The sequence below is a fragment of the Pseudoalteromonas sp. XMcav2-N genome (genome assembly GCF_024124545.1).
Lineage (GTDB): Bacteria > Pseudomonadota > Gammaproteobacteria > Enterobacterales > Alteromonadaceae > Pseudoalteromonas.
In genome coordinates this window covers 1-14472 of sequence record NZ_JAMXSF010000001.1, presented here as the reverse complement: position 1 = coordinate 14472, position 14472 = coordinate 1, and the positions used below count along the sequence as shown (strand labels likewise).

At 48.0% G+C, this 14472-nt stretch carries 8 protein-coding genes and 1 pseudogene; 7 read left to right on the top strand and 2 right to left on the bottom strand.

Annotation, left to right across the window (positions count from 1 at the left end):
• The first annotated feature begins 2 nt into the window (after positions 1 to 2).
• From NH568_RS00045 to NH568_RS00020, 6 genes and pseudogenes are all read left to right on the top strand, one after another.
• Positions 3 to 4646 (top strand): non-ribosomal peptide synthetase, encoded by a 4644-nt coding sequence (locus NH568_RS00045; protein ID WP_253043508.1) that lies wholly within the window; start codon positions 3 to 5, stop codon positions 4644 to 4646.
• A 15-nt stretch (positions 4647 to 4661) separates the two neighbouring features.
• Entirely contained in the window at positions 4662 to 6017 is a 1356-nt protein-coding gene (locus NH568_RS00040) for an MFS transporter (RefSeq protein ID WP_138546546.1), read from the top strand.
• Between the two features lie 49 nt (positions 6018 to 6066).
• Positions 6067 to 7317 carry an HlyD family efflux transporter periplasmic adaptor subunit gene (locus NH568_RS00035; protein WP_253043506.1) on the top strand — a complete coding sequence of 417 codons (1251 nt, stop codon included), beginning with the start codon at positions 6067 to 6069 and terminating at the stop codon, positions 7315 to 7317.
• Positions 7318 to 7336: 19 nt separating this feature from the next.
• A complete protein-coding gene (locus NH568_RS00030) occupies positions 7337 to 8044 on the top strand; it encodes an ABC transporter ATP-binding protein (RefSeq protein WP_253043504.1) in 708 nt (235 codons plus the stop codon).
• A 1-nt stretch (position 8045) separates the two neighbouring features.
• Positions 8046 to 10484, top strand: coding sequence for an ABC transporter permease (locus NH568_RS00025; RefSeq protein ID WP_253043501.1), 2439 nt, complete (start codon positions 8046 to 8048; stop codon positions 10482 to 10484).
• Between the two features lie 156 nt (positions 10485 to 10640).
• Positions 10641 to 11741, top strand: a pseudogene (locus tag NH568_RS00020) (IS3 family transposase).
• Positions 11742 to 11899: 158 nt separating this feature from the next.
• Here the strand turns inward: NH568_RS00020 and NH568_RS00015 are convergent.
• Positions 11900 to 12763: a hypothetical protein gene (locus tag NH568_RS00015; protein ID WP_253043499.1), complete on the bottom strand. Its 864-nt coding sequence runs from the start codon at positions 12761 to 12763 to the stop codon at positions 11900 to 11902.
• A gap of 647 nt (positions 12764 to 13410) precedes the next feature.
• On the opposite strand from NH568_RS00015, the gene NH568_RS00010 reads away from it, so the two are divergent.
• Positions 13411 to 13794, top strand: a complete 384-nt coding sequence (locus tag NH568_RS00010) for a ribonuclease E inhibitor RraB (RefSeq protein ID WP_253043496.1) — start codon at positions 13411 to 13413, stop codon at positions 13792 to 13794.
• Between the two features lie 112 nt (positions 13795 to 13906).
• Here the strand turns inward: NH568_RS00010 and NH568_RS00005 are convergent.
• Positions 13907 to 14472 (bottom strand): IS4 family transposase (locus NH568_RS00005; RefSeq protein ID WP_253043494.1); only part of this gene is annotated, 566 nt, incomplete at its 5' end.

Here is a 14472-nt window from a genome sequence, read left to right as displayed (position 1 = left end):
TTATGGATATTCAACAGAAACTCAGTGCACTTAGCCCCGAAAAACGGGCTAAGTTACTGCAACAACTTGCGGAAAAAAACAAAGCAGCCAAAGCGGTGGCCAACGACATTCCCGTCGTGGCTAAAGCAGCGCAGCAACGTTTTCCACTCTCGCATGAACAACAAAGGATCTGGTTCTTGTCTCGCTACGAACCAGAGAGCCCGGAATACAGCATTCCTCAGCTATACCAGAGCACACAACCGCTGGATCTGGACAGTTTTACTCAGGCCGTTGAGCAAACTCTGGCAGATCACGACATTCTGCGCTGTCGGTTTGACGAAGATCAGGGCGAAGCGCATCAGGTCATCCTTAGCATGGATGAGCTTAAAGCACAGGACAAATACCGGGTGCTGCCCATTGTCGATTTCTCTGAGCGTACTCTGGAGCAAGGTAAACAGGATGCACTCAGAGAAATTGAAGAAGATTGCGAACGCGCATTCGATCTTACTCGCGAAGGCATCTTCCGCACTCGCCTGTTCAAGCTCGCCGGCGATCACTACATCTGGTATGTCAATGTGCACCACATCGGATTTGACGCCTGGTCGCACAATCTGTTTATTCGCTATGTCAACCAAACCTATGCCGCACTGTCGGGCAAAGGCGAGCAGCCTGCTAAACCGCAGGCCAGCTATATTGACTATGCCTGCTGGCAACGTATGCCTGAGCAAGAGGAAGCACTGAAAAGCAAACTGCAGTACTGGCTGAAACAGCTCGAAGCCGTTCCGCCGATTGAACTCTATTGCGACCGCCCTCGCCCGGCCGAGCGCACTTTTAACGGCGATGCCTGCGGACTGCCACTGGAAGAACACCTGGCTGCACGGGTACGTGCGTTTTGCGAGCAACGTGGTATCACGACCTATAACCTGCTGCTGTGTGTACTGCGCATTTTATTGCACAAATACACGCGTCAGAGCGACTTTGCCATCGGTACCTTGATTGCCAACCGTGAAAAACCCACCCTGGCGCAGGCTCTGGGCTTTTTTACCAACACTCTGGCCTTTCGCACCCAGGTGGAGCCCGAGCTAAGCTTCACTCAGATGCTGGATCTGGAAAAGCAAACGCTGCTTGATGCTTATGCTAATCAGGACGTGTCATTTGAAAAACTGGTGGATGAGTTAAACCCGACCCGGGATTTAAGCCGCGCCGCTATTTTCCAGGTCATGCTGATCCTCGATAACACCACCTCATCAATGGGTAATCCGGCATCGTCAGGGCAGCAACCCCTGTTTGCGCCCATGAGCTCGGAGAACAAAACGTCCAAACTTGATCTGACCTTCTACTTTAGTCAGTCAGATACATTGAGTGGCTTTATCGAGTTCAACACTGATCTGTTTGATATGGCGTCAATTGAGCGACTTGCCGGTCACTTTGCATTATTGCTGGAGCGCGTGATAGCCGCGCCTGAACAAAAAATTGAGCAGTTTTCATTGCTCTCTCAGGAGCAGCAACAGACCATCACAGAGCAATGGCAGGATGGGCCACAACACACCTTTGACCATCAGCCGCTACACCAGCTGGTCAGTGCGCAGGTTAACCGTACCCACAATGCCAGTGCCATCATCGATGGCGACCTCACCCTGAGCTATCAGGCGTTAGAAAACCGTGCTAATGCCCTGGCGAACCACCTTTATCAGCAAGGTGTGCGTGCGGGTGACTTTGTGGCCATGGCCACGCACCGCAATGCGTCTATGATAGTCGCCATGCTGGCGATTTTGAAAACCGGCGCCGCGTACATTCCACTTGATACCGACTATCCGAAAGAACGGGTCAGCTATATGCTGGACAATGCTCAGACTGAGTTTGTTATCACCAATGACTCGCTCAGTGAGAAATTCAGCCAGTATAGTCAGCTGACTCTGATCACCCCCGATGGCTTGTTGAGCACAGCTGCACCGCAGCCTGATGCGGATATCGCGCTGAGCTTTGATGTGGCCAATGAACTAGACCTGCTGGCATATGTGATTTTCACATCCGGCTCGACCGGTAACCCCAAAGGGGTGATGATCCCACATCACAGTGTCAGTAACTTCCTGTTTGCTATGCAGCAGGCACCCGGCATGCGCACAGGCGAGAAGCTGCTGGCCTGTACCACTATTTGTTTTGACATTGCGGTGCTTGAGATCTTTATGCCCCTGATCAGCGGCGCCACTGTGGTACTGGCACAACGAGAGCAAGTGCTGGATCCAACCCAGCTTATCGCATTGATTGACCGCCACGATATCGACGTGATGCAGGCCACCCCGTCGACCTGGCGTATGATGCTGGAACTGGGCTGGCAGGGTAAACGCGACATGCGGATCCTCTGTGGCGGTGAAGCTCTCCCGCCTGAGCTGGCAGAAGACCTGTTGCTTAAATCCTCGTCATTCTGGAACCTTTATGGCCCTACCGAAGCCACCGTGTGGTGTTCACGCCACCGTATTGAAAGTGGTGACGGAGAAACCGGTGCAGTGACCATAGGTAAACCGATAGAAAATGTCACTATGTTGCTGCTCGACAGCCAGATGCAGGCCGTACCGCCTGGCGTGCCCGGCGAACTGTACGTGACTGGTGACTGTCTTGCCCGTGGTTACCTCAATCGTGATGACCTGACTGACGAGGCATTTATCAGCCATGACTATAAAGGCCAGACCCTGCGACTGTATCGTACCAAAGACCTGGCCAAGTACGACCCGAGCGGCAAGATCATCTTCCTGGGCCGTGCCGATGATCAGGTAAAAGTGCGCGGTTATCGTATCGAGTTGGGCGAAATTGAAAGCACACTGAACAGCCACAACGACATAGAGCAAGCGGTTTGTCAGGTGCACACATTTGGCAGTGATAAAAAACTCATCGCTTATTACAGCAGTGCCGCAGGTGAACTGGAGCAGGAACAGCTGGTTCGTCACCTTAAGAAAAAGCTGCCCGAATACATGGTACCCAGCTTATTTGTATACCTTAAGCAGATCCCACTGACGCCCAACGGTAAACTGAACCGTCGTGCATTACCGGTGCCAGACATGAGCGCGATGAGCAGTAAAGTGCCCTACTGTGCCCCGGAAAATGACTTGCAGGCCACGCTGTGCCGCTTGTACAGCGAAATTCTTAAAACGCCGCAAGTAGGCATAGACGACGACTTTTTCAGTCTGGGAGGTGACTCACTACTGGTGATCCGCCTGGTTGCCAAAGCCAAACCGTTTGATATCGAGATCACGCCAAAGCAAGTGTTCCAGCATAAAACCGTACGTGCCCTGGCCGAAGCATCATTGACCACGCAGATCCTGCGTCAGGTCGAGCCTGTGGTTGGCCCGGTTGCCATGACACCGGCACAAAAGCACTTCCTGGAGTTGTCTCATACTCATCCGGAATATCACACTCTGGGTGTATTCCTGCTACCCAGAGACAAAGACTTTGATATTTCAGCAATTGAGCAGTCTTTACTACATGTGATGGCACAGCACGACACGTTGAGAATGCGCCTGACCACAGATGCTACAGGTCAGCATCAGCTGATAGGTGATGAACTACCAGCCAAGGCGCCGTTGACGCTGGCAAGCCTTGAAGAAACCCAAGAGCGTACGCTGGCACAGCAGGTTAACTATCATATATTCGATACGGCAACCGCCATGGACCTGGCCAATGGCCCGCTATTTCGCGCCATCCTTTACCCGGCAAGCCCAGGTGAAAAACCTATGCTGTTCCTGATCGGCCACTTTATGCTGGCGGACATTGGCAGCTGGCATACCATCATAGATGACTTTGAAACCTGTTATCGTCAGATCAGTCGCGACGAGCCTCTGGAGCTGCCCAAAAAAGGCACTTCCTTTGCTCAGTGGGTGGAGAAACTGACCCAGTGGAGCCAGTCGGAGGACGCCCTGAAGCAGCGTGATTACTGGATGCTCGAAGAGCGTAAACATGCCGCCGATTTGCCAAAGGACTACCCGGATGGCGTCAACAGCATGGCCTCGTCGCAAAGTGTTTATGTGCAGTTCGATGAAGCCGAAACCACCTTGCTGACAACAGAAGTGACTAAGGTTACGGGCGCACAGATAGACAGTGTTCTGCTGACCAGTATCGTTTACGCCTTTATGCGTGAGTGTGACTCAAACTGTCTGATGATCGACCTGCTCGGTCATGGTCGTGAACCTTTGTTTGATGACGTCGACTTGTCTCGCACCGTGGGCTGGTTCAATACCATTTACCCCGCTTTTCTCAGCTATGGCGACAACCGCAGTCCGGTTGGTGCCATGAAATATATCAATGAACAACTCAGAGCCATTCCTAACGGCGGTATCGGCTATGGCGTACTGCGCTATCTGGCAAAAGATAAGGAGCTAATCGACCACTTTAATACCGTCCCTGAACCTCAGGTGTTCTTTAACTACTTCGGCCATGACAATGTCGCCGATCTGCGCGTGTTACAACGTGAAGATGGCTTCGGCGGTTATGGTCTGGATAAAGAAACCAAGCGTCTGCGTCCTCTTGCCGTGGGTGTTTATATCAAGCAGAACCAACTGAGTGTGCGCTGGGAATTCAGTAGTAATCAGTTTGAAGAAGCCAAAATAGCGCGCCTTGCTGAGCATTGTGAAGCGTGTTTAAAAGAGATCCTTGCAACCTATAACCAATTATAATGAAGAGATTTTTCCATGTTTGAGACAATCAAAAACTCCAGTAGTGGGATGAAAACCTACTACCTTATGTGGCTGGGACAGATGGTATCTGTACTGGGCTCAGGGATCACCAGCTTTGCCGTCGGTATCTGGCTACTGGGCGAAACCGACTCAGTAACCAGCTTTACTATGGTTGCCGTGATAACCGGCCTGCCGGCCATTATTTTTTCTCCCATTATCGGTGCGCTGGTTGACCGCTACGATCGTAAGCTGATTTTGATTTTTGCTGACACCCTCAGCGCATTGGTCACGCTTGGCTTAGCTGCGTGTTTCTACTTCGACATGCTGAACATGTGGATCATCTTTATCGGTGTTGGTATCTCTGCCATCGCCACAGCCTTCCAGGGACCGGCGAATATCGCAGCCATTACTACCCTGATTGAACGTAAGGATTATGGCCGGGTATCGGGCCTGATGCAGATGATTGGTTCTATCTCTCTGATTGCAGGCCCGCTATTAGCAGGTGCTCTCCTTGCCTTTGTGGATCTGTTCACTATCTTCATCATTGATTTAGTGACCTTTGTATTTGCCCTGTGCACCCTGCTACTGGTGAAAATCCCTAAACCAGAACCTTACGAGGGCGCAGAAGAAGAATCTAACATGTGGCAGGAGATCAAAGTGGCCTGGAACTACCTGTTCCAGCAAAAAGATCTCGTCTATTTGCTATTATTTTTCTGCCTTGTTAACTTCGTAGTAAGTATGGGCACAATTTCCATTGTTCCTATGGTGAACTTCACTGCCGAAAACTGGCAAACAGGCCTGGTGTTATCCGTTGGCGGTATCGGCTCGCTGGTTGGTGCCAGCTACCTGGCATGGAGTGGCGGTCCACAACGCAAGATCAACGGTATTCTGTTCGGCGGTCTGGCCATGGGCATTTGTCTGTTCATCATGGGTATGAGCAATATGATCTGGGTCGTTATGATCGGCCTGTTTCTGTTCCAGTTTTGTGTTCCTACCATTAACGGCAGTAGCCAGGTTATCTGGCAAACACGTATCCCGCCAAAAATGCAAGGACGTGTGTTTGCTCTGAGAAGGATGTTTGCACAATTTACCATTCCGCTGGGTGATTTCCTCGCCGGACCTCTGGCCGACTATGTGTTTGAGCCGGTTATGCGTAGTGAGAATGCGGTATCAAACTTCTTCGGACCACTCATTGGCACCGGCCCGGGTCGTGGTATTGGCTTAATGCTGATCCTGCTCGCGGCACTGCCAGTACTATTTGCTGTTCTGGGCTTTATGAACAAGCACATTCGCAACATTGACGAAGCCAATGATGACGATGATGCCAGCCCTGACCAGGAAGCTGACGATACTAAAGCGCAAACCGCATAACGTAATGCCGGGCCCGACAGGGCCCGGGAACGTCATTTAAGGAATAGAGATGGATGTAGTCAAACACAAAGCTAAAAAGCAATCGAATAAAAAGTATCTGATGACAGGTGCCGCATTACTGTGTGTTTCGATCCTGGGCTGGGTTGCCTTAAAACCCGATGGCGAACGCAAGATCCAACGCAACGACATAGTGACAGCACAAGTGCAACGGGGCACGCTGCAAGCTGAAATCACCGGCTTTGGTGTACTCAGATCAAACAGTCAAAAGCTGATCACAGCCCGCTACCCTGCCACCATTGACGAAGTGGTACTCAAGCCCGGCGCCCGGGTCACCCCGGAATCCGTTATTTTACGGATGAGCAACCCGGAAATGGAGCAAGAGTTAGAGCGCTCTTTGATGGCATTATCAAAAGAAGAAGCCAATCTCAAACGCCTGGCACTGGACAATAAACGAGAGTTACTTACCGAATCCTCTAAGCTGAGCGAACTACGTGCTGAGTATAAAAAACTGGCACTGAAAAAAACCGCCGAAACTGAGCTGGTAGAGAAAGGGATAGTATCGCGACTGAGCTACAACACCACTGTACTTGAATATGAGCAGTTGCAAGAGTCCATCGATATTCAGGAGAATCGGATGGCGCAGCTCAAACTGGTTCACGAACAGGCCTATGCCATTCAGGAAGGTCAGATGGAACAGCAAAAAGCCCAGCATCAGGCAATCCAGGATCGGGTCAACAGGCTAACCGTCAAAGCGGGCATGAGCGGTATTTTGCAGCGCTCACCTGTTGAGCTGGGTCAAAGTGTTATCGCAGGCCAGGAGTTGGCGCTGGTAGGCAGTGAGGATGACCTGGTTGGTCTGATCAAAGTGTCCCAGTCGCAGGCTGAACGCGTTCAGATTGGTCAGGCTGCAACCGTTAAAATTCGCAACGATCAGGTTGCTGCGAAAGTACAGCGCATTACCCCAGAAGTACAGGATGGCATGGTTGAGGTCGAAGTTGCATTTGTTGCAGAGCTATCCAGCTCAGCGCGGCCTGAACTCAGTGTCGATGCAAAAATCTTCACTAAAGCACTAGAAAATACCCTTTATATCGAACGTCCGGTCAACGTCAGAACCCAGTCGACACAAACCCTGTTCAAACTGGATGACAGTGGCGATGCGGCCTATCGGGCGCAGGTCACGTTTGGCGAAGACGCCGGACGCTATTTACAAATTACCTCAGGAGCCAAACTGGGCGACATCTTTATTTTATCGGATATGGCCAGTTTTAAAGAATCAAAAACAATAGGCATCATCAACTAGGAGCCGGGAGAAGCATTTTATGTCCAAGTCAATTATCACCCTTAACGGGATCAAAAAAGTCTACGCGACGGAAGAAATGGAAACCCATGCACTGCGTGGCGTGAATATAGAAATCAAAGAAGGTGAGTTTGTTTCAATCTGTGGCCCTTCTGGCTGCGGTAAATCAACCTTACTGTCTATTTTGGGTCTGCTGGATATTCCTTCAGAGGGCACCTATATGCTCGATGGCATGGACGTCAGCAGCCTTTCGATTAAAGAAGCGGCAGCCATTCGTAACCAGAAAATCGGCTTTATCTTCCAGTCATTTAACCTGATCGATGAGCTGAGTGTATACGACAATGTTGCATTACCACTGGATTATGCGAATACACAATATAGCGACGAAGAGATCCGCACCCGCGTTGAAAAATGTCTGGCGACGGTTGATATGCTGAACCGCGCTGGTCACAAGCCAAACCAGCTTTCGGGCGGTCAGCAACAGCGTGTGGCGATTGCCCGGGCACTGGTATGTGAACCAGCTCTGCTACTGGTTGATGAGGCCACCGGTAACCTGGATTCCAAAAATGGTGATGCGGTGATGGCGATGCTGAAATCACTCAACGACAATGGCACCACAATTTGTCTGGTTACGCACGACCCTCGGTATGCAGATCACGCCAACAAGCAATTCCGCTTAAGTGAAGGCCTCATTGAGCAGCACATTGAGCAGGTTGCGGAGGCTGTGTGATATGTTATTCAAAAAGAATCTGCGCAACGCGCTGAATAACCTGCTGCGTGCACCAGGTTATTTTATCACCATAGTGCTGACCTTAGGGATCACCTTAGGTGCCCTGTCGTCCATTTTTAACCTCAATTACCTGTTAAGCTTCGAACCTTTGCCCTACCCGGATCAGTCACGACTGGTGATCAGTAACTGGCGTCATACCGACGATGGCAAGCTTAAATTCGCCAATGCCCAGAACTACCCGGGATTGCGCGAAATGGCCAACTCCGCAGAGCTCTTTGAGCAACACACCTTTATTAAATATGGTGAAGAGATACTGCAAAATGACCCGAGCAAGAGCAAACTCAAAGCGGCATACACGGGCCCGGAGTTCATGCAATTGCTGGCGGCTGAATATGCGCTGGGTCGTGGCTTTCAGGACACTGAACGCAAAGACAGCCACAACCCGGTTGCCGTGATAAGCTATGATTTCTGGCAGGACTTTTATGCCGGCAGCCAGGATGTGCTGGGCCAGACTCTGGAAATTCAGGGAACTAAGTTCTCGGTAATTGGTGTGACCAGCCCTCAATTCGTTGAGCCGCAGTTAATGTCGGTAGACAATAAAACGCAGGTGTGGATGCCATGGGACTTCAACCCGGTCAGTGAAAAAGACGATACCGACTGGGGACTGTTCTTCATCGATATCTTTATGGTTGCTAAGTTGCAAGCAGATCAATCGCCTAAACAGGCTGAACTGGTACTGAGCAACGCTATTAATACCAAATTCCGCGCCGAGAACGCAGGCGTGGCTTACTTTGAATCGCGCAAAATTGACGTTACTTTAGAAAAGTTTGAAACGGTCATTTTGGGTGATACCCGCTCTCAAACCTTACTGATGCTGGCGGGTATGATCATCCTGCTGTTGATTGCGGCGGTTAACGTGACCAACCTGGTACTTGCCCGTGCTGCCAACAACCATCGTAAATTCAGTATTCAGGCCGCACTGGGCGCCAACAAGCGTCATATTTTCTCTGCGATTCTGGCTGAAATTGGCCTGGTAATGACAGCCGCGGCGGTTTTCTCTGTCGTGATCACTTTGATTGCAAACAATCTGCTGGTCAGCTTTGCACAAAATCATATTCCGCGCGTCGCAGAGCTACACCTGAATGTAGCAACTGTGGTCTTCTCATTTGCGGTTGCCTGGTTACTTGCGTTTGCGTTTGCCACCATTACCACACAACAGATCAAGTACCGTGCTCTGGCGGGTGCCATTCAAACCAGTGGTAAAGGCAGCGGCCTGCAAATTTCAAGAAGCCTGCGCACGACCCTGATGGCCAGCCAGGTAGCCCTCAGCGCCCTGCTGGTAACCTGTAATGCCTATGTCCTGAGCAAAGCGTTAGACAATATCCAGCGCCCGCTTGGATTTGAATCTGAACAGGTTGCCTATGTGTCTATGGAGCTGGGTGGAGTCGACCTGCAAACCCGTGAGCAATGGATGAGCCTGGTACAGGACCTGAAAGATAAAATTGCCACGCATCCGTCAGTTGCTGAAGTCAGCATAGGATCCAATGCACCTATGGCCCGTACTAAAAACATGGAATGGACCATAGCGGTGACCACGGAGCAAGGCGGTGGTGACCGCATCAGCCCGGGGGTGGCACTCATCGATGAGCAATACGTACCTTTGATTGGTTTGCCAATGCATCAGGGCCGTAACTTTACCGCTGAAGATGTTGCCAATCGCCAGAAGGTTGCGATCATCAACCGCACCATGGCCGAGCAAATTGACCCAAGTGGTAACGTGCTTGACCGCCCTGTGTATTTACCTCGTCAAAAAGACCCTTACATTATCGTAGGTATCGTTGAAGATATGCAGGTACCTGCACAGGAAAATAGTCCACGCTTTTATATTCCAAGCATCTCGGCGGCCAGCTTTATGGTGAAGTATAAGCCGAACAACCGAGTCAGCATTCTGGAGTACAACCAGCTGGCAGAGCAAGTACACTCTCAGGTATATCTGTACGACGCCTATGACATGACCAGTATCCATGACCAGAAACTGGCACTGGATCGCATCTTTGCCTGGATCTCAGCTTCGCTGGGTGTCTTGTCTATCCTGCTCGCAGCCATTGGTCTGTACGGTATGTTCAGCTACAGTGTGACACTCAGAAAGTTTGAACTGGGCGTGCGTATGGCCATTGGTGCGGCGCCAAATCGTATCATCTCTTTACTGCTTAAAGATGCGATGACACCTCTGCTGAGTGGTATCGTGATAGCACTGCTTGGCCTGGTTGGGATTTACTATTACCTGAGCAACCACAGCACTTACTTTGTAGAGCTGGATATAGTCAGCGTACTGCTGTCATTGCTGGTGATTGTAGGCACATCTGTGTTGTCTGCTATCTATGCAAGCAGCCCGCTGATCCGCAACCGAGTGATCTATTCACTACGCGGCAGCGACTAACCACAAAAAAGCCACCTGTGTGACAGGTGGCTTTATCTTCTTGAACTTACCTTTGTTATCCAACACCCAGTTAATCTGTACTCAATATGTAACTCCCCCATAAACTGCAACAGTTCTTGAGTAGAATTTCCATTAACAAAAGAAGGAAGTTTTACGATGAGAAAAAGCAAGTTCACCGAGTCACAAATTGTTGCCATGATCAAAGAAGCTGAATCGGGTATATCGGTTCCAGATCTTTGCCGAAAACATGGAATTGGACAGAGCACATTTTATAAATGGCGCTCCAAATATGGCGGCATGGAAGTGTCGGATGTAAAGCGTCTGAAAGAGCTTGAAGAAGAAAATCGCAAGCTCAAGGACATGTTTGCAACACTGAGTCTGAAACACACTATGCTTGAGGAAATCGTTGCAAAAAAGCTGTAAGCACAAGCAGGCGTAGAGCGTGGGTTGAGCACTTCCTAGAGCAGTATGAGGTAAGTGTGGCACTTGCTTGTGAGGTTGCAGGACTAAATCGAAGTGTCTATTACTACACGCATAAACGGCCACCAGATGATGAGGTAATCGATGCGTTGCTGTTGCTTGTGGAGCGTCATCCTCGCTGGGGTTTACCTAAGCTGTTTAAACGGCTTAGGCATCAGGGTAAAAAATGGAACAAGAAGCGTGTTGAACGCGTTTACAATATGCTAAAGCTCAACTTGAGGCGAAAAGGAAAGCGCCGTGTTCCTACACGTAACCCAGAGCCATTGAGTACGCCGGAAAAGCACAATGATTCTTGGTCTATGGATTTCATGAGCGACGCTTTAAGCTTTGGACATCGCTTCAGAACATTAAATATTATTGATGATTATAATCGGCAAGCACTGGCCATCGAAGTTGACACCTGCTTGACCACAGAGCGAGTTATTAGAACGCTTGAACGAGTGATTGCCTGGCGAGGAAAGCCGTCGCAAATAAGGGTTGATAATGGACCTGAATTTACATCCAGCCTGTTAGAAAGTTGGGCGCAGGAGAAAAACATAAAGCTAGAGTTTATTCAGCCTGGTAGCCCTTATCAAAACGGTTTTGTGGAGCGCTTTAATCGCAGTTATCGAGAAGAAGTATTAGATTTATATCTGTTCGATTCACTACAACAAGTGCGCGAAATCACAGATGAATGGCTAGAAATTTACAATTATGAAAGGCCTCACGATGCACTGGAAGACATGACTCCAGTTGGCTACCTTGAGGCTGCATAATTCTACTAATGAGCTGTACTAGGTTGGGTGGAGTTACAAATAGACACACGCTCTTGTCCTTTTTTTGCCATGTCAGAGCTGAGCTTTTTCTTCTCCAAAGCCAGGAAAAGCAAAGCCCCGCAAGTGTGAGGCTTTGGATTCAAAAATTATTGGGTTGTATTTGTTCGTAACAATATTTCTTTAAATCAAAGATTTTCTAATTTCTTCCAGGCTATGAGAGTACGATTTTTTTCTTTCTAAAAACAGACTGTTAAGCCTCATGCCGACCAGTTCAGACAAGTCACCGTCCAATATCGTAGTTGAAGCTATTCGTAGTTTTTGCAGTTTACGCAGCTTAGAAATGCCAGAAATAGATTCAATGGTCGAGCAATTTTCAATTACTAAACCTTCTAACCCAGATAGAGTGAGTAGTTTTGATAACCCTCTGACCTGTTTACATCCTTCTATTTCAACACTAGCAAGGCCTAACGAAGTTATGGCATCAATGCTCTCCAACTTTCTACATTGATATAACGAAATAGAATTTAGCTCACTTAATTTTTCTAACCCATCTAAGGTCTTCAACTTACTTGGCTTTATGAGATCTAATCTGCGGATGGTTAATGGTAATAAACAACTTAGCGATTCCTCCTTAAATCCATTCAACAATAAAACCTTAACTGAAGTGCTCTCAGAAATATTTTTTAAGCAAGGTTTCCAGTCGATCCGCACATCTTTTAAGTTACAAAGTTGTGAAACATCAAATCCAACCTTTAATTTGGGGCACTCCAAATATAGCACTTCCAGATTCACTAAATGGGATACTTTTGAGATATCTGTGATTGTCGAATCAAAGATATACAACGCTTTAAGTTGCGTGAGCTCTGTCAAAAAATCCAAAGGCTCACACTTCCAACCCAGCCATTGATTTAGCATCAGAGAAGTTACATTTTCACGGTTGATCACGTCAGCAATTTCACCATCAAAATCGCTGAATAATTGCATCTTGACTCCGTTTACTGAGTCATCATGTAAAAGTTTATATTTTACATTACTTTCACTCATCAACATTCCTCCCTTCTGCAGGGCTAACTTAATTTGTAATTTTATCAGATTTTGCACCTGCACCATCAGCGAAAGCTTAGCTCGAAGTGCGGAGTTTTGTTCGGACACTCACTCAAAAGCAGTTTCAACTTGAAACTGCCCAAAAAATATCGATAAATTTGGCTGGATGTCTTTGTAATTAGCTTGGGTGTCTTTGCAATTATCTTTCTTTTTATTTATAACGCCCAGTTAAGGTGTGTTTGGTAGACACGCACTATTACTTGAATTAACCATGTCAGAGCTGAGCTTTTTCTTCTCCAAAGCTACCCTTGAGTAAATCTCCACTTTCGAATTGAACCTGCACTATTTTTCGGTTGGGTGTCTGCGGTTATTAACAGGTTCCAGTTGGGTACCTGCGGTTTTTATAAGTGCTTTACCCGGCAAGTTCGATGCCGGATGCCTAAACATTTTAGGGCTGTTGTCCAATAACATTATTACGCCCCAATTTGTCCAAATTCCACACAGATGTGACTTTGACAGTTGCAACAGATTGTTTACTTTGAGTTTATTCCGTGGGATCATAAGGTTATGTAATACAGTCCGTTTTGTCGGTTTATGTTCCGACATGTTGGGGTAGAATAAATTGTTAGGTTTCATGGGGAGTATTGATGGATTTTTCCATACTTTTGAGTGGTGTTATTGTCGCTGTAGTGATCGGTGTATTTATATATCTAAGAAAACAAAGCACCTCCAAAGAAAAGAAACTTGATCCAAATAAGTTATATACATTCACTTACGTATTTGTCTTTGATTCTAAAACGCAAGCTGAAGCACTTGTATCTTCTCTACAATTGGAAAATGTTGACGTTGAAGTTACTCAATCACAAAACAAAGCTAAATGGTGGGCAAGGTTTTCAATGAAAGATAGACCTGTTTCTAACTATTACATTGATTTAGAAACTAAATTGATAAATGCAGCAGAAAAGCATGAGGGTAAGTACGGTTGGATTGATATCCTTGACCCTGATGAACCAATGGTTGAAATAGTATAAAACCTAACAAGGCAAATCAAAAAGGGCGGACAAAAACCAGTTGGCTTTGTTCGTTCCTCACAAGTTTAGCCAACTAATTTTTGCCGTTTATTTGCGGCGCTGGGGGATCCCCTCATAATTGAGGCCTCCCGAGCAGATGTATCAAGCGCACGTATTCACGTATAGCCCAGCGCAGTTGCTTTCCTGTCATAACATAATCGTTTCGTCGTCTAACCTCTTTGCCAAGTCTGACAGTCGACAGCACAGCACGCTCTCTGATGGTATTAGCCTGGAACTTTCGTTGCCAATTTGAGTGTTGGGCATACAGGCCTATCCACCAGAGAATAATGGTCGCCAGCAAAGAGAGTAATAACAATATATCGAGCCGGTTGGGGCATCGACTTTTACTATGCCGCAGACCCATACCGTATTGGGGGCTTTTCAGGTCTCGAAAGCTCTCTTCGATTTGCATGCGCTTGGCGTAAAGTGAGACAACACGTTTCGGTTTGAACAAGTCTGCGGGCAGGTTGGTGACCAATAGCCAGGGCTCTTTACTACCAGTTCGATAACTTTTTTGGGCGGTATGACGCCTGCCAGCTTTTGAAGAACGTTTGTCAGTGCGGCCTTTTGGTTTGGCTTTATATAAATGAAGGTGGCAGTTGATAGGGCTTTTTCGGCCAAGTTTTACCTCACCAATAT